At 56.3% G+C, this 16,755-nt stretch carries 13 protein-coding genes; all 13 read right to left on the reverse strand.

Going from position 1 to position 16,755, the window contains the following annotated elements:
• Positions 1-613 precede the first annotated feature (613 nt).
• The 13 genes from LG290_RS12115 to LG290_RS12175 all read right to left on the reverse strand — a co-directional run bounded on the left by LG290_RS12115 (position 614) and on the right by LG290_RS12175 (position 16,746).
• Positions 614-2,005, reverse strand: a complete 1,392-nt coding sequence (locus LG290_RS12115) for an undecaprenyl-phosphate glucose phosphotransferase (protein WP_499835031.1) — start codon at positions 2,003-2,005, stop codon at positions 614-616.
• Entirely contained in the window at positions 2,002-2,994 is a 993-nt protein-coding gene (locus LG290_RS12120; RefSeq protein ID WP_499835032.1) for a glycosyltransferase family 2 protein, read from the reverse strand. The genes LG290_RS12115 and LG290_RS12120 overlap by 4 nt, the downstream gene beginning before the upstream one ends.
• A 22-nt stretch (positions 2,995-3,016) precedes the next feature.
• The gene (locus tag LG290_RS12125; RefSeq protein WP_499835033.1) at positions 3,017-4,165 is read right to left on the reverse strand and encodes an oligosaccharide repeat unit polymerase; all 1,149 of its coding nucleotides are present in this window, start codon (positions 4,163-4,165) and stop codon (positions 3,017-3,019) included.
• On the reverse strand, positions 4,155-5,003 hold the full coding sequence (locus LG290_RS12130; protein WP_499835034.1) for a glycosyltransferase family 2 protein: 849 nt from the start codon (positions 5,001-5,003) through the stop codon (positions 4,155-4,157). Before LG290_RS12130 ends, LG290_RS12125 begins: the two co-directional genes overlap by 11 nt.
• The gene (locus LG290_RS12135; RefSeq protein ID WP_499835035.1) at positions 4,993-6,225 is read right to left on the reverse strand and encodes a polysaccharide pyruvyl transferase family protein; all 1,233 of its coding nucleotides are present in this window, start codon (positions 6,223-6,225) and stop codon (positions 4,993-4,995) included. The genes LG290_RS12130 and LG290_RS12135 overlap by 11 nt, the downstream gene beginning before the upstream one ends.
• A 47-nt stretch (positions 6,226-6,272) precedes the next feature.
• On the reverse strand, positions 6,273-7,547 hold the full coding sequence (locus LG290_RS12140; protein WP_499835036.1) for a flippase: 1,275 nt from the start codon (positions 7,545-7,547) through the stop codon (positions 6,273-6,275).
• Entirely contained in the window at positions 7,548-8,327 is a 780-nt protein-coding gene (locus LG290_RS12145; RefSeq protein ID WP_499835037.1) for a hypothetical protein, read from the reverse strand.
• A 41-nt stretch (positions 8,328-8,368) separates the two neighbouring features.
• Entirely contained in the window at positions 8,369-10,036 is a 1,668-nt protein-coding gene (locus tag LG290_RS12150; RefSeq protein WP_499835038.1) for a TolC family outer membrane protein, read from the reverse strand.
• Positions 10,036-11,433: an HlyD family type I secretion periplasmic adaptor subunit gene (locus tag LG290_RS12155; RefSeq protein ID WP_499835039.1), complete on the reverse strand. Its 1,398-nt coding sequence runs from the start codon at positions 11,431-11,433 to the stop codon at positions 10,036-10,038. Before LG290_RS12155 ends, LG290_RS12150 begins: the two co-directional genes overlap by 1 nt.
• A gap of 8 nt (positions 11,434-11,441) precedes the next feature.
• Positions 11,442-13,193, reverse strand: coding sequence for a type I secretion system permease/ATPase (locus LG290_RS12160; protein WP_499835040.1), 1,752 nt, complete (start codon positions 13,191-13,193; stop codon positions 11,442-11,444).
• A 153-nt stretch (positions 13,194-13,346) separates the two neighbouring features.
• Positions 13,347-14,612 carry a serine hydroxymethyltransferase gene (glyA, locus tag LG290_RS12165; RefSeq protein WP_499835041.1) on the reverse strand — a complete coding sequence of 422 codons (1,266 nt, stop codon included), beginning with the start codon at positions 14,610-14,612 and terminating at the stop codon, positions 13,347-13,349.
• Positions 14,613-14,749: 137 nt separating this feature from the next.
• On the reverse strand, positions 14,750-16,162 hold the full coding sequence (locus tag LG290_RS12170; RefSeq protein WP_499835042.1) for a hypothetical protein: 1,413 nt from the start codon (positions 16,160-16,162) through the stop codon (positions 14,750-14,752).
• Between the two features lie 155 nt (positions 16,163-16,317).
• The gene (locus tag LG290_RS12175) at positions 16,318-16,746 is read right to left on the reverse strand and encodes an REP-associated tyrosine transposase (protein WP_499835043.1); all 429 of its coding nucleotides are present in this window, start codon (positions 16,744-16,746) and stop codon (positions 16,318-16,320) included.
• Positions 16,747-16,755: the final 9 nt, after the last annotated feature.

The raw sequence follows: 16,755 nt of genomic DNA on the forward strand, positions 1-16,755 counted from the left end.
CGGCCATGGCGCCATGGTCGCTCCTTGAAACGTCAATGCATGTGACGACTCAAGGAGCAACCATGATATAACTAAAAGCAATAGCAATAGCAATATAAAATTTCATATGCCCAAGGCCCGACGAGCCCGATTTTTTTGTTGGCAATTGCATTTCACGTTACAACCTGCTCCTTTCTTGATAACTACATTATTAACTGAGACGTCACGCCTATTCGCATGAGGTTATCGTAGCTAAGACAGTAATCTCTAACACAAGCTAATTCAAGCTTTCGCTGCAAGCTTTGATTCGGGCCTACATATAATTACTGTTTCAGGAACGGCGGCTCATCCTGAGGCATTTTCGCTACGTTCATGCTGATAGCAGGCGATCGCGGAGGCCAAGCGATTCCGGGAGCTCGGGGCGGAAAACGCTCGGTTCAAAAAAATTGCTGGCGAAGAGCGCGCTCGACAATGCGGCGCTCAAGGAGATCGTGGCGTGAAGGTATTAACGCAAAGCGAGACGGCGTGTGAGGCAAGGACGGGTGGCTGGCTCGGCAAGCCGGGCAAGCCGGCTTACCGTGAGAGTTGAAGCCCCCTGTCAGTTACGCAGTTCAGCTTGGCTGACGCGTTTTATCTAGCGGGCATTTTGGCTAATGAATCCTTTAAAAACAGTCAACAAAATAATCTTCAGGTCTAGCCAGACAGACCAGTTTTCGATATACCAAAGGTCGCATTCGATCCGCTTGGCCAGGTCTGTATCGCCACGCCAGCCATTAATTTGCGCCCAGCCGGTAATGCCTGCCTTGACAAGATGTTTTTGCATGTAACCGGGGATCTGCTGCTTGAATTCCTCAACAAACTGGGTACGCTCAGGACGTGGCCCGACAATTGACATATCGCCTTTCAAGACATTGATAAATTGAGGCAGCTCATCCAGGCTGGTTCGACGGATCAGAGCACCGAAGCGGGTCGTTTGCTTTTGGTGCGCCCCACCCCATTGCACACCGTTTTTTTCCACATCAACGGGCATCGAACGAAATTTAAGCATCATAAAGGGTCGGCCGTTAATCCCCACGCGCTCCTGGCGGTAGAAGATGGGACCTGGAGAGGTGAGTTTTACGCCTAGCGCCAAGGCAAGCATCAGCGGTGAAATGAGCAACAAGATCACTGCGGCTACGAGCTTGTCTTCCAGCCACTTCAATAGCCCCCGGGTGCCACTAATTGGCGAACAGCTCAAGTCTAGCAAGAAGAGGTCGGCGACTTGAGAGATGTCGTGATTGATAAGCCGAAAGTCGCGCAGATCGGGCATGTAGCGCACGTTACCGGTGGTTTGGTCGAGCGCCTGAAGTATTTGATTGACGTGCTTGCCGTGGCTAAGCGGCAGACAAATCCACACTTCTTGCTGGTTGTGGGTAATGGGGTCGCCGGTCTGATAGGTTTCGTGGGGTATCTCAGCTAGTTCGTTGGCGGTGTCTTCGCCTATCAATAGTACGCGTTCTACTTCAAACCCTGCGGTGGGTACGCGGTTGAGCTGCCGCCAGGCAGTAGCACAGGAATGAGCATCTCCTACCAATAATAATGTACAGCGGTTGCGACCACTGGCGCGCAGCCGGTTGAGTATCGGGTAGGCCACCAGCCGTATGAGTATGCAGCCAAGCGCTGCGATGAACATCCAGGTCATTAGCCAAAGGCGCGAGAAAGCTAAGCCGCGCTGGGTGAGAAATAGTGCCAGTGTGACCAGCGCACCTACCAGGAAGAAGCCACCTAGCAGGCGCACCATGAGCTGGCCGCGCATGCGGCCACGCCAGGAACGGTAAACGCCTAGTGTCGGCAAAATAAGCAGCGTGATCAGCGCGCCACTTAGCAGTAGCCATTGATAGCGTTCGCTCATGGCATAGTGGTCAAAGCGTATGCCGTAGGCTAGCCAGCCGCTTAGCAGCACAATCAAGAAGTCCACTATTTTGACCGCTTTAGGTGTGTAGGCGGTGAAACCACTCAAGTTACGGTTCATTTTATGCATAGTCATGAAAGGCCATTGCTGTTCATTTGGTTGGGTGATGCTTTACGCCACCAGCCTGCATGCATGCTGAAGGTTTGGATAACGCGCGGAGACAGCGAGCGGTAGCTGCGCCCCAACCGATAGCCTAGGTATTTCATGCCGCTACGCAGAATGAACTCGGGTACTTTATGTAGTTTTTTATGCTGGTTGAGAAATTGCAGTTCCGAACGAATGTAGCGCATGCCCTCCCCTTCAGCTTTGCCAAAGGCCTCTAGTAACCAGGGGTTCATGCTGTGGAAAGCACCAATGTCAAAGTAGCGACGAAACTCTTCTATTATTCGGTAGCTATGGGAGTGATACACGCAGGCATCGGCGACGTACTGTATCGCGCCGCCACGCTGAAGTAGCCGGGCAGCGGCTTGGGTGTCTTCGCCTAAAATGAGGCCGTCGGAAAACCAGCCAATCTCTTGCATGGCACTGCGCCGGTAAGCCGCAAATGAGTTGGAGAGAAAGGCAGCTTTTAGGCCAACGTAAGTGCGGTCTTCCCAGGTACGGCGTATGGACTGGCTGGGGTAGTTAAAGGCGCGTAAGTGTTGGCCAAAGATGTTGGTGCCGGGGTAGGCAAGTTGGCGGCCATAGGCAGCAGCGACCTGTGGGTCTTCAAAGGCGGCAATCAGCTTGCTGATGGCATATTCGTCTACGAGCAGCGCGTCTTGGGTCATGAAGACGACGATGTCAGCACTGGTTTGACGTGCGGCCATGGCGCGCGTGCCGCCGTGGTCGAACGTGGCTTTTTTTATCTGCTGGAGCTGAAAGCCTGCTTGCTGGATGCGTTCGGGGGTGCCATCCGTAGAGGAAGAATCCACGAACATAACGTCCAGCGGCTGCAGTTGCGCGGCACCGGTCAGCGCTGGCAGCAGATCTTCAAGGTAAGGTGCGGCGTTGTACGTGGGTATGATGACCTGTACACGGGCATTGACCTTGGGAGGCTGTTGGGGTTCAGGAGAGTTACTCATAACGTCCTTGCCAGTGATTTTTTCATTCAATTAGTTGGTAGCGCCTTGCGGGCCGGTATAGATAGCGGTGCGCGGCGACCGCGAGGGCGAACATGGTAAAGGTGGTGAAATAAACAAAGTAGTCGTTGAAAAACATCAGTGCTGTTGCAGCAAGAAAGATGCTTTTCAACAGGTAGTTGGCACTAAACCGGTGTATCGCACTGGCCGCCATACCCAGCAGTAGGTTGTATAGCGCCACACCGTACCAGCCGAAATCCAGGTAGACATTGGCGAGGTAGCCGCTGGCGGTGTTGTAGTGGTTGGGAATAATGCTGGCGAAGTAGCTGTTCACTTCCGTATCAACGGCCATAAAGGCGGGCATGCCCGCACTGTAGAGCGCTTTCCCAGCAAAAAATGTGTGATGCTGGGTTAATTCAATAATATTGATGGCGGGCATGGAGATGTAGGCCAGTAGCCAGACAATACCGGCGTTCATTTGCTGGAATTCGGGCTTGATGTTCAAAGCGGCAAAGAAGCTGGCGGTGCCAGTGCGGTAGTGCCCGACGACTTCCATAATGATGACCATCAGGACCACTAGCAGTAGCCCGTAAAGCAGCATGCGGCCGATGCGGATGTTGCGCAGGTGCAGCACTAAAAAGAAGTAGCCGAGGAGCGAGAAGATAATGTAGCCACGGCTTACGTAGAGGATAAAAATACCTATACCCACGGCTTTCATGAATAGCCCCAGCGTGGGACGGGCATATGCCGACAGCAACACTATAAAGGCAGCTAGGGCAAACAGTATGCCTTTGAGGCGCCCGTATTCCAGGTAATTATAGGTATCAACACCTAAAAAACCAAAGAATGGCGGTAGGCCATAAGTGACTAGGTTAAGCGCCACAATGGCAAATGCGAGTAGCAGTATGACCCACATGAAGCGCTGTGTTTGGTGGGTTACGGTGGCGACTTGGTGCAGCGTGAGACAGTGCCGCGTGCGACTGGTGTTACCGAGCAGTGCGACAAGCCCAAAGCCAATGCTGTACATGGCGATGGACACGCCCATGAGCTGATAAAGCGGTGAGATGTCATCTTGAAATGAGGTGGAGACGCGCAGGCTTACGCTGACGGCAATAATAGCCCATACGGCGATAAATATGACCAGCGGATGCTTGATCCACTCTTCAGCGCGCATGAGGGATTACCCGCTTAATGGTGTAGGCGAGCTTCGTGCCCACAATGCGCAGCGTGGAATCTTGCAGCCCTAGCGCCCGCGCTTGTTTTATGACCCCTTGTAGGCTGGTGGCAACGTCTTTGAGTGCCAAGAGCCGCTTTGCATAGTAGCTTACGCCAATGGCTTTGGCGCCGATGACATTGCCGCCGTGTTGCCTGTAACCCATCGTAGGCTGATTGACAAATACCACCTTGCCACCTGCTTGCAGGGTGCGACAGGCGAGCCACCAGTCGTGCATGAGAGCTTGCCTGGGGATGGGAGTTCCCTCATCTATAGCAGCTTGATTGAGCATTACGGTGCAGCCTGTGACGCGGTTGAGCACGGCCGCATCCAGCAGGGAGCGGTATTCGCGCGGTAGCTGCTGAGCATCGAAAAATGAGGAGGCGAGCTTATTACCCTGTGCATCGACGACCTGAAGGTCGGTGTGAACGAGTATGGGGACCGAGGGGCACTTTGCTTCTTCGGCCTGCATGGCGTTAAGCGTTACTTCTACCTTAAAAGGTAGCCATATGTCGTCCTGGTCACAGAACATGACATAGGGAGCTTGAGCGTGTTTGAGCAGGTGTGCGAAGTTGCCGCAAGCGTTACCAAAGCGCTGCCCGTCTTCGAGCACCTGGATGCGTTCAGGGTATTGACGCTGATAAGTGTGCAGGATGTCTAAGGTAGCATCGCTTGAACCGTCATCATGGGCGATCAGCTGCCAGCTTGTGTTGGTTTGTGCCAACAGGGAGTCGAGCTGCTCCTTGAGGTAGCGCTCGCCGTTCCAGGTTGCCAGGAGGATCTCGATCTCAGGCTGCATAAGACGCCTTCTGTAAATATCGCTTGATGTCGTCATATATCAGCCCCTTGTGGACAGCTAGCTGTTGGGCAGCCTCGGCATTACGCGGCTGTTCCAGCAGTGTGTTGAAAGCGTCTATAAAGTGGGTATCAGGAACTGAAACAGCTTCCTCAGGCAGCAGCCAAGTACCGATAAAGGCGTGCAGTTTTTTAACACGCTGGGTGGCGATGCCACATACTCGGCGGCCAAAGGCGTAGGCGGTGATAGCCCCGTGCAGGCTGGTACCGATATAGGCCTGGGAGAACGCAAGCGAGGCCATGATATGTAACACATGGGGGCTTTGCTGTAGTGCACAGGGGATGCCCCGCTGTTTTAGCATTTCAAACAGTTTTTTTAATATTTGAGCGTCGGAGTGCCCAGTGGCACGCCCAATAGGTAGCAGTAAGATCGAGTAGCCGGTTGCGGCGGCGATATCGGCTAGCTGCTCGGCAACCTGTTCGTGCTGCCCTGCTACGTAGCTCTTGGCTGTTTGAAAGACGAGGTAGTGGTCGTGCTTAAAGCCATTTTGGGTGTCTATGTCTTCTTGCCAGGGCTGTTTGGCTAGCTCGTCAAGCGGATAAATATCGGACATGATGAGCGCAGTGTCGGGCACCAGCCGTGCATCAACGCCCGCTTCTTGTAGGCGCTGCTGGGCTTCGCGGTCGCGTACGGAGACTTCGCTTGCGCCTTTGAGTAACGCGGCAACGTCATGCAAGTGCTGGGGGTTTCGCTCTATATTGAAGCCCGAGGCGCCTACTGCTGTGTAGTGCAGGCTTAACGGGCGTTCTTTTGGATCCATGACATAGGGGTAACGTGCTGGTTGTTGGTAGGCTTTGCGCAATAGTTCATTGGCTCGCTCAAACCCTAGCAGGCGACGCCCTGCCGCTAGCCCGCGGCACAGTAAATCGCTGGGTAAATGGTGACCTAACATGGTGACCCAATCCGCTGAGAGAATGTCACCCCCACAAAATATGACATTGTGTTGCGCGGGCGCTTGGCGAATGCGCTTGATCAGCGTGCTCATGGTTTCTGCGCGTACACCGCCTATGTTGGTGAGGTCAGCTTGTTTGACGGCGTAGCAGCTAACATCAGCCCCTTCACCGTATTCACCACAAATCACGTGGCGATGAATGAGCGGAAACAGAATATCGCCGTAGTTGTGACGGTCGAAAGCGCCGCATAAGGCAAAATGTGGTTGGCTCATGAATATTTTCTCCTGCAGTGGCTGCATTTTCCTGGGATTTGGTGGGGCTATCTAACCAGGGGTTTTAGCAACGCATTGCGCTTGATTCGGGCCAACGGCTTGAGGTCGGCTTCTAGGTAATCCATTACATAAGCAATGAAGAACATGGTTAGCAGTGTTGACCAGGCGGCGCCTTGGACGCCCAGCGCGGGTATTAAAATGGCATTGGCGACAATATTGAGTAGCGCTGCAGCAAAGGTGCGCTTGGCGACTTTACGCTCCAGATGTTCGACAGTCATGTAGCGAACCGTGAGTGAGTGCACAGAGGTAAAAATGGCGGACGCCATGAGCAGCGGAAGAATGCTGGCTGAGGCTTGATAACTGGGGCCAAACGCAAACAGTATAATCGGCTCACTTAGCCAATAAGCAATAAGTGCGGCAAAACTAGTCATTGCGACCATACCGCTGAATAGCCATTGCATTCGCTTAATAAAAACCGGATAAGAGGCTTTCTTAACGGCGACTAAAAACGGTAGCAGCGAGGTGGAGAGTACGAAAGGTATGAGTATCCAGGCCTCGTAGATGCGTGCGGCAGCAGCATAGATACCCACTTCTTCCATACCCAACATATGGCGCAGCATTAGCTGATCGATACGCATGTAGATAAGTGATGACAACCCAGCTAATACCATTGGCCAGGCACTGCCCAGCAGTGGTTTGATATCTGCTTTTGAAATGCTTAATTTATCAATCGGCTGTGCATACTTGTACATGCCTAACAGGCAGACAGCTACTAGGACGTGTTCCATTAAGTACGCAGCCACAAACCAGACGAGCGTTGTTTCTTGCCATATAAAGAGTAGCTTGACGACGACCATGATGCTTAACGCAGCAGACTTTGCCATGGCACCGCGCTTAGCTTCGACACGTGCTTGAAACAAGAAGTCGAAGGCGTAGAACATTACAAGGAACACGCTGAGACTCGCAAGAGCCAGGTAATGTTTAATGGCCAGGGGTTCATTGCTTACGTAGAGCACTAGTAGAAGCAGACTGTAGCAAAGTGCTGCTGCCCCTAGCATTAGCGCCATGGCGGTACCCAGTTTGCGGCCAGCGTGCAGGTCTTGGGCCAGCTCTCTGACCAGTATGGCATCCATACCTAGCCGTGCGACCACCACCAGGAAGGCGACGACAGCAATCACGTAGCTGAGGATGCCGAACTGTTCTGGGCCGAGGTAGCGGGCAATATAGACGCCTACCAAAACGCCTGAGATTAGCCGCAGTAACTGTTCTGCCAACATCCATCCACTGTTGGCCATATAGGCATAGAGTTTGTGCTGGCCCATTTAGCTGGCTCGGTGGTTGCTCTTCATTTTTTTGACCACCAAGGCAGCAAAGTGCCAAAGCCATGCGCTACCTAATGCGAGTATTACGGCTACCATGCCTCCTAGCACTAATTTCCATAGTCGCCCTAACCCTACTGGGCGTGTGCTACGTTCGGCTAGCTGTACTATTTCACCGGGTACCAGCTCGGCAAGGTGGGCTTCTATTTCGGCCACTTGGTCGGCGTAGGTGGCCGCTAGTTCACCTGAGTCGCTACTTTCGAGTATATTTTGCGCTCGTTCTAGTGTGTTATCACGCCGCTTTTCCAGCGTTTCTTTCCGACGCTGCAAACTAATTTGCTGATTTTCTTGGGCGCGCTGAAGTATCTGTTCATGAAGGCTTGTTACGTGTTGCGCATTGCTTTCTGCAGCTTCGCTTTCGATAACCAATAACAGCGTTTCATTGGGATTGGTGACAGTTACATCAAAGTCTAAACGCTCAGTTTTCAGCATTTTCATTAGGGCTGCTGAGGCGTTATTGGCGTATAACGTTCTTATTTTGGCGGCAACGGCTGAAGGAGGTTCTAAACTACCCAGTTCATTATTTTGGGTTGGACGCTGCTCGGCTACTTTGTACACTGAGTTATAGGTGTACTTTTTTTCACCACTCATGACGAGCGCGACCACCGCACCAAAGATGACCAAAAATACCGCGAGCGCTATTTTCCAGCGGCGGCAGGTAATCACAGCAATGTCAACAAGTGACACTTCCTTATGTTCATGCTGATAAAATATCTTTTCCATTCGTGATAAGCCCTAACCTAGCCAGTGTTTAGTGTTTAGTTTTACTTCAATGTGCGCTGAAGCAGTTGCATGGCATTTTCGAGATCCTCGCTTTCCAGACTTCCCACCGCCGATTGCAGTGCCAACAGATCCAGGGCGTAGTTGCCCATGGTATCCACGTATTGAATGCGCTGGTCGTAAAGGCTGGCGCGGGCGTCGAGCACATCGACCAGATCACGCAGGCCGAGCTGTTCGCCGAGCTCGGCGGCTTGTAAAAACAATTGGCTGGATTCGATCGATTGGCCCAGGGCATCCAGCTGGCGCACATTGCCATTGAGCGAACGCAAACGCAGGCGAACCTCCTGAGCGGCGAGGTTGTGCTGGTGCTCGAGCGCCTGTTGCCCGGCTTGTTCCCGCAACACCCCTTGGCGCACGCTGGCGGTGGTATAGCCGCCGCGATAAAGCGGCATGCTGAGTTCCACGCTGGCGCGGTAATCTTTGCTTTCGCGCAGTTGGTCGTCGCTTTGGCGATCGGAGTAGCTAAGGTTCAGGTTGAGCTCGGGGAAGTAACCGGCGCGACGGGTACCGGTGTCCGCGGCGGTGACGCGCCGCTCTTCGCGCGCCAGCAACACACGCAGATTCTGCCCGGTGCGTTGCAGCCAGTCTTCCTGCTCGCCCCATTCACGCTGCAGTTCCACTCGCGAGAGTTCGCCCACCGCCAGGCCACGAAATTCAGGCAAGGTGCCTGTCAGGCGCTCGAGCTCGCTCAGGGCGTTATCCAGTTCGTTTTCCGCCAGCACCGCATCGGAAATCGCCCGATCCAGGCGTGATTGAGCTTCGAGCAAGTTGATACGGTTGCCGATGCCCAAGTCATAGGCACGTTGCGCCTGGCGCACCTGCAGCTCCAGGGATTCCTGCTGGGCTTCGAGCAAGCCTAGGCGCTGGGCGGCGAGATAGGCGTCGACGTAGGCTTCGCTGACCTGCAATGCCAGGTCGCGCTCGACCACTGCCAGCTGCAGCTCCGCGGCACTGATCTGGGCATCGGCGACATCCAGCTTGCGCCAGCGCTCCAGGCTGAACAATGGCTGTTGAAGCTGTACCTGCCATACGGTTTCATCTATCTCACCGGGGCGTGTAGCGGTTTGCTCCAGCCCGAACTCCTCCGGGGAGGTCTGAATGTTGGTGGAATCCTGCCACAGGTAGGTGCCGGAGGCTGAGACCTGGGGGAGCAGTTGAGAGCGCGCCATCGGGCGCTCTTCCTGAGTGGCTTCCAGCTCGAAACGCTGGCGGGCGAGTTCGGCATCGTTTTCCAATGCCAGGGCAAACAGCCCTGGTAACGAAGGCAGTTGCCGAATGCCGGTAGCACGGTTTTCGTCGATGGCGGCAAGTTCGGCCAAGGCCGCGTTGCCGGCGGGAACGTCGTCCTGAGCCATGCCAGGCGTGGCGACAAGCATGAGCGTCAGCGCCAAGGCACCTAGCGGCGCCCATCGCCCGGCAAGCCGGCCTCCTACCATGGGGTCAGCCTGGTGGGGGTTGGCCGACCAACAACCACCGTCAAGGGCTCGCCCGGCAAGCCGGCCTCCTACCATGGGGCCAGCCTGGTGGGGGTTGACCTGGTAGGAGGGCGATTTATCGCGCGAGGGGGTGTCTGGACAAACACCACGGTCAAGAGCTCGCCCGGTAAACCGGCCTCCTACCTTGGGCGAGGGGTTAATTCTTGTCATCAACATCAATCCTCCTGGAGGGCGCGGGCCAGCATATCGGTAATCGGTTTGGCGATATAACTGGCGAAGGTGCGCTCACCGGTGCGAATCATCACTTCGGCGGGCATGCCGGAAAGGAGGCGCATCTGCTCGGTCATGTCTTTCTGGCCGTTTTCGGTCACCCGTACGCGCGCCTTGTAATACTCCTGCCCGGTGGCTTCGTCCTCGAAGCTGTCGGCGCTGATGTTGATAATTTCGCCGGCAATCTGGTTGGTCAGGCGCTGATTGAAGGCGGAAAAGCGAATTTCAGCGTGCTGGCCGATGTAGATGTTGTCGATATCGCGGGTCGGCACCCGGGCTTCGACCACAAAGCCATCCTGGCTGGGCACGATGTCCATGATCGGGTCACCGGCACGCAGCACGGCACCGATGGTGTGCACCTGCAGCCCGACGACCGTGCCGGAAACCGGCGCCCTGACCACGGTGCGTTTGACCTGGTCGGTAAGCGAGGTAATGCGTTCTTCGGCTTCGGCGATCTGGGCCTGGGCCTGGCGCAGCTGTTCACCGATCTCGGCCTGGAACTCCTGCTGGCGGATTTCCTTTTGCATCAGGTTTTCGCTGATCTGCGAGCGCAGCTGGGCGATGTTGGCACGGTACTCGGCATTGTCGCCTTCGTACTGCAGGATCTGGCGCTCGAGCTCGCGCATGCGCTGGTTATCGCCCAGGCCTTCGCGATAGAGCGAGCGGAAGTCTTCCGCCTCGCTGCGCAGCGAGGCAATGCGTTGCTTGTTGACACTGATGCGTGATTCCAGCCCTTCGATCTGTTCGCGCATCTGGTTGCTCTGCTCGTCCAGCGAGTTCAGGGTGCTGGCAAGCGATTGACGGCGAGCGACGAACAGGCTCTGTTGCACGGCAAGCACCTGTTGCACCCGCGGGTCATCGACATCCTGGAGTTCAGCGGGGATTTCCAGGGTCTCGGCGCCCTGCTGCTCGGCCAGCAAGCGCAGTTCCATGGCACGGTTGATCAGGTATTGCGAGCGCGCGATTTCCAACTGGGCGCGCACCTGGGTATCGCTGAGCACCACCAGGGGGTCACCGGCCTCGACATGATCGCCGTCCTGCACCCTCAGTTCGTCGACCAGGCCGCCTTCCAGGTGCTGCACGGTACGCTTGAACGACTCCATCGAGACGCTGCCCGGGGCTACCACGGCAATCGCCAGGGAGGCTGTCGCCGCCCAGGTACCGAAGCCACCGAACGCCACCAGCAAGATGGCGTAGCCTAGCTTGCGGTAGCCTTTGTCGCTGGTGGGCAGGCCTTCCACGGTTTCACCTTCGAGCGTCGCCGGCCCCTTGGGGGTAACGTCGATCTCCTGGCGCACCGGCATCTTGTCTGAGGTGGACTTGTCGTTCTCGTTGTCACTCATCTGCTCTATCACTCCTCGCCGCTGCGGCCACCGGGAATGGCCGAAAGGCGTGTGTTGTTCTGCTGGCCCACCTGAGCGCGGGGCTTCTTGGCGAACTGAGCCAGGACGTCATCGCGCGGGCCGAACATGCTCACCTGGCCTTCTTTCATCACCAGCAGCTTGTCCATCTTCTTGAGCACGCTGGTGCGATGGCTGATGACGAACAGCGTGGTGCCTTCGGCTTTCAAGTCGGCAATCGCCTGCGCCAGGGCGCGCTCTCCGGCGTCGTCCAGGTTGGCGTTGGGTTCGTCCAGCACCACCAGCACCGGATTGCCGTAAAGCGCGCGCGCCAGGCCGACGCGCTGGCGTTGGCCACCGGAAAGCGCGCCGCTGGTCGAGGAAATCACCGTGTCGTAACCATTGGACAGATCCAGGATCATTTCATGCACACCCGCCTTCTTGGCCGCTTCGACCACCTTTTGTGGGTCAAGGTTGCCGAATCGGGCGATATTTTCACTGACGCTGCCATCGAACAGTTCGATATCCTGGGGCAGGTAGCCGAGATAGGGGCCGATTTCATCGCGGTTGTAATGGGTGATTTCACCGCCATCGAGTCGCACATCGCCCACCTGGGCCGGCCAGATACCCAGCAAGACACGCGCCAGGGTGGATTTGCCCGCCGCACTGGGGCCGATGATGCCGACGTGCTCGCCCTTGGGCACACTGAAATTGATGCCGCGAATGGTGGCCATCCGCGAGCCGGGAGGTGCGGCGGCGACACCTTCCAGCGCCACTTCGCCCTTCGGGGCGGGCAGTGACATATGCTGCTGCTCTTCGGGTATCTGGGTCAGCAGTTCATTCAAACGCTCGTAGGCGCCACGCGCCCCCACGAACCCTTTCCAGCCACCGATCATTTGGTCGATAGGCGCCAGAGCGCGGCCCATGAGGATCGAACCCGCAATCATCATCCCGGGGGTCATCTCGCCTCTTAGCACCAACAAGGCACCCAGCCCCAGAATCAACGACTGGAACATCAAGCGCAGCACCTTGGAGGTATTGGTCAGCGCGCCCGCCCGATCACTGGCTTGAGATTGCTTGGCCAGAAATTCATGGTGGCGTTTGGACCAACGCCCCATGATCCCGGGAAGCATGCCCATGGCATGCAGCACTTCGCTGTTGCGCAGGTTGGAGTTGGCCAGGTTCTGCGCCTGGATATGTTCACTATTGGCTTCGGCGAGCAATGTCTTGGTGGCTTTTTCATTGGCGACCGCCAAGCCCACCAGAATAACCCCTGCCAGGGTGGCAAAAATGCCTAGCCAGGGGTGAAAGAGGAACAACACACCCAGATAGACCGGCACCCAAGGTGCATCGAAAAAGGCAAACAGGCCGTTGCCGGTGAGAAACTGGCGCAGGCTGGTCAAGTCATTCAACGGCTGGGCACTTGCCGTTCCCTGGGTATGCAGGCTACGCCGGAACATGGCGCCGTAAAGCCGGGCATTGATGCTGGTATCCAGGCGGTTGCCGATGCGCACCAGCATGCGCGAGCGCACCAGCTCCAACCCACCCATCACCATGAACAGAAAGATCACCAGCAGGGTGAGCATGATCAATGTATCGACGCTCTGTGAGGAGAGAACGCGATCGTAGACCTGCAGCATGTACATGGGCGGGACAAGCATCAGCAGGTTGACGAACATGCTGAAAAAGCCCACCGAGACGAACGAGCCCTTGCAAGCTTTCAACGCCCGCTGCAGATCCGTTGCTTCCTGTTGCTTTGCCATGGGGTGGTTCACCGTTGAATTGAGAGAACGTCAAGTGAGAAATTTAATCGCGGCAGCATAACAGAAACGCCCCTACAGCGGGTAGGGGCGCTTCCGGGCGAGTGCCCGGCAGAAACGGGGGGTCAGCTCAACCTTGAGCCAAGTACATTCCGCTCAACGATAGACGGGAAAGTGCGAGCACAAGGCTTCGACCTTGCCTTTGACATCGATTTCGATGGCGGCAGTGTCGACACCCTTGGCCAGGGCATCCAGGATATCGCTGATCCAACCCGCCAGCTCGCGGCATTCGGCTTCGCCGAAACCGCGCGTGGTGACTGCCGGAGTGCCGATACGCAAGCCGGAGGTGACGAAGGGGCTTTGCGGGTCGTTGGGCACGGCGTTCTTGTTGACGGTGATGTGCGCCCGACCCAGGGCAGCGTCGGCGTCTTTACCGGTCACGCCCTGCTTGACCAGGGAAAGCAGGAAGAGGTGATCCTGGGTACCGCCGGAGATGATATCGAAACCACGCTCCATGAACACACCGGCCATGGCTTGGGCGTTCTTGACCACCTGCTGCTGGTAAGCCTTGAACGCCGGATCCATGGCTTCCTTGAAGCAGATCGCCTTGGCGGCGATGACGTGCATCAAGGGGCCGCCCTGCACGCCCGGGAACACCGCTGACTGAAGCTTCTTCTCGATATCGGCATCGCCTTCCGCCGAAAGAATCAAGCCGCCACGCGGGCCGCGCAGGGTCTTGTGGGTGGTGGTGGTGACCACATGCGCGTGCGGCAAGGGGCTGGGGTAGACACCGCCGGCCACCAGGCCCGCCACATGCGCCATGTCGACCAGCAGGTAGGCACCCACTTCATCGGCGATTTCACGGAACTTGGCCCAGTCGACGATCTGTGAGTAGGCAGAGAACCCGGCGATAATCATCTTGGGCTGATGCTCGCGCGCCAGACGGGCGACTTCGTCGTAATCGATCAGGCCCTGGTCATTCAAGCCGTACTGGATGGCATTGTAATGCTTGCCGGAGAAGTTGGGCTTTGCCCCATGGGTCAGGTGGCCACCGGCATCCAGGCTCATGCCCAGGATGGTATCACCGGGCTTGACCAGCGCCTGAAAGACGGCACCGTTGGCCTGAGAACCGGAATGCGGCTGAACGTTGGCGTAGGTGGCGCCGAACAACTGCTTGGCGTAGTCGATGGCCAGGTTTTCGGCGATATCGACAAACTCGCAGCCGCCGTAGTAACGCTTGCCGGGATAGCCTTCGGCATACTTGTTGGTCAGCTGGCTGCCCTGAGCTTCCAGTACGCGGGGGCTGGCGTAGTTTTCGGAAGCGATCAGTTCGATGTGGGCTTCCTGACGCACCACTTCTTTTTGCATGGCATCGAACAGGGCATCATCGAATCCGGCAATTGTCATGTCACGGCTGAACATCGGCGGGAACCTCGTTAAAGGAGTACAAGCTAGGAAAAGTCAGGCGGCAATGATAACTCAGCCTGACGCGGGTTTCATCGAATCCGCGTCAGGTAACTCATGAATGATATTCATGAAAAAAAGCTGAAGAAACAGGGTTAGCGCGTTTCCACTTCCAGCGACACTTGGCCGGGCAGGCCCAGGGGGTCGTCGGTGTAGGTTTTCAGGTTGCTTTGTGGCGGCAGGGTGGCGTTGATTTCAAGCTCGCTGGCGCTGCCTTCCAGCAAGGCGACAAAGCCTGCGAGCACTTGTTGGACTTCTGGGCCGAACATCATGCCGAAGCCTTGGGCCTGGGTGCGCGCCTGTTCGAGAAGCTGGGCTTCGGTGATTCCTTCAAGCGCTGCACCCACCGTGACCAGCCGGCCGAACAGCCCCCTATCGCTTAGCGTCAGCGAAAGATCGCCGCCCAATAGGGTGGCGGCATCCAGCAGGCTGGCATCGTGAAAGACATCCATCGGCTGGGTATTTTCGGGTAAAATCACCGGCAGATTGACGCCGAAGGCTAGCTGCATGGCGTCATGCAGGGTGATGCGGCTGTCACCGCCCAAAGTGCTGTGGTCGTTGTGCTGCTCCCAACGGCCGTTGAAACCGGCGTCCAGCTTGAGCGTGCCGCTGCCGCCGGTGAGCAGGTTACTCGCCATGCGCAGCTGGGTGCGCTCTTCGGCCGGGGCGTTGGCGATCATGCGCTCAAGGTCGACTTCGAAGGCTTCCAGCCACATGCCACCTTCGCCATCGGCAAGATCACCATCGATACGCAGCTCATCGAGCCGACCTACCAGGCGGTCGCTGTCGATGGCGAAATTTTCCATTACCAGCAGGTTCAACTGCCCTTCCTCGGGATTCTCGAGTCCGCTCAATTGCTCCATACGCAATGCATCGAGCGTCAGGGAACCGCTGCCGAATTCCTCGAGGTCTTCCCCGGTGGCCGCCAGGCCGTTTATTTCGAGCAACCCGATGGCATCGGCACTTAGCGACTCGCCATAAAGTCGTTCAATATCCAGGCGCCCGCGGCCACGCTTTACCCCGGCATCGCGCAGAAATTCTTCCGCCAGGTCGGAGTCGAGATCCACCACGATCTGGTCAACCGTCAAGCCGCCCAGCTGAAAGTCCTGACCTTCCATCGCCTCGTGAAGCGGAAATACCGCCCGGGAAGGTTCATTGAGAACGATCTCCTCGATCTGCAACAGCGCAAGCTCGGTCAGGCGGTCTTCCACGCGGATGTCTTGCAGGGTAACGCGCTCAGGCTGGTCGTAGTCGCCGTTGACGACATAGCTGCCAATCCGCAGGCGCTCGCCCTCGACGCTATCAAATACGATGTCTTCAGCGGTATAGCGGCTGCGCAGCATGGCATCTGAAACGTCGCCAATGCTCAGCTCGCCTCCCTGAGCGAACAAGGCACGCAGCTCGGCCTCAAGACGCTCGGCGCTGGCCAGCGCCGGGGTAGTCGCCACTAAAGTGGCAATCAATAAACCGCTACCGGCCAGACTGCGATTGGACAGGCGCTGTGACATGCAAAACCTCCGTGCTAAGAGAACGTTATTCTAGCGAAACCTATCGTTAAGAATATTCCTGATGCTCGCAATAAACCACCTTGGCATCAGCTACCACAACCCCTCGCGCGGCAAGCCGCCCTCCCACAACACCACACCACACCACACAGAAGAATTTACAGCCAGACAGCATCCCAGAAAGCATAATCCATGATGTTATCCACCAAGCCTGCGCGTAGCGGGTTCGCTACGATATATCGGGCAACTTTGCGTAAATCTTCGTCTTTGCGTAATACATGATCATGAAAACCATCCTGCCAGACCGATTTCCCTAGCGATAACGAGACCTTGGCTTTGTAAAGCCTAACCGCCTCTGAAAGATTGCCTTCAAGTTTAAAGAGCCAATGAACATGGTCCGGCATCACCACAAAACTGAGCGTCGTGGCATGACATGAAAGCACGGGATGATAGAAATGATGGGCCGCCTGACACGCTGGCCAGAAGGAAGAAAAAATCTGATCGCGATTGCGTGTAACGATTGTCACCAAGTAATCATGACCCACTGAAGAGGTGCGCCCTTTGCGCAGCGCTACCTTCCTTGGCATAAGTTTCTC

Source organism: Halomonas sediminis, from assembly GCF_044871105.1.
In the GTDB taxonomy this organism is placed as follows: domain Bacteria; phylum Pseudomonadota; class Gammaproteobacteria; order Pseudomonadales; family Halomonadaceae; genus Vreelandella; species Vreelandella zhuhanensis.

Coding starts and splice junctions, on each gene's coding strand:
- LG290_RS12160 (WP_499835040.1), bottom strand. CDS start 13,193: ATGGCAAAGCAACAGGAAGCAACGGATCTGCAGCGGGCGTTGAAAGCT.
- LG290_RS12155 (WP_499835039.1), bottom strand. CDS start 11,433: ATGAGTGACAACGAGAACGACAAGTCCACCTCAGACAAGATGCCGGTG.
- LG290_RS12120 (WP_499835032.1), bottom strand. CDS start 2,994: ATGAGTAACTCTCCTGAACCCCAACAGCCTCCCAAGGTCAATGCCCGT.
- LG290_RS12140 (WP_499835036.1), bottom strand. CDS start 7,547: ATGGGCCAGCACAAACTCTATGCCTATATGGCCAACAGTGGATGGATG.
- LG290_RS12130 (WP_499835034.1), bottom strand. CDS start 5,003: ATGCAGCCTGAGATCGAGATCCTCCTGGCAACCTGGAACGGCGAGCGC.
- glyA (WP_499835041.1), bottom strand. CDS start 14,612: ATGTTCAGCCGTGACATGACAATTGCCGGATTCGATGATGCCCTGTTC.
- LG290_RS12175 (WP_499835043.1), bottom strand. CDS start 16,746: ATGCCAAGGAAGGTAGCGCTGCGCAAAGGGCGCACCTCTTCAGTGGGT.
- LG290_RS12135 (WP_499835035.1), bottom strand. CDS start 6,225: ATGAGCCAACCACATTTTGCCTTATGCGGCGCTTTCGACCGTCACAAC.
- LG290_RS12170 (WP_499835042.1), bottom strand. CDS start 16,162: ATGTCACAGCGCCTGTCCAATCGCAGTCTGGCCGGTAGCGGTTTATTG.
- LG290_RS12125 (WP_499835033.1), bottom strand. CDS start 4,165: ATGCGCGCTGAAGAGTGGATCAAGCATCCGCTGGTCATATTTATCGCC.
- LG290_RS12145 (WP_499835037.1), bottom strand. CDS start 8,327: ATGGAAAAGATATTTTATCAGCATGAACATAAGGAAGTGTCACTTGTT.
- LG290_RS12115 (WP_499835031.1), bottom strand. CDS start 2,005: ATGACTATGCATAAAATGAACCGTAACTTGAGTGGTTTCACCGCCTAC.
- LG290_RS12150 (WP_499835038.1), bottom strand. CDS start 10,036: ATGTTGATGACAAGAATTAACCCCTCGCCCAAGGTAGGAGGCCGGTTT.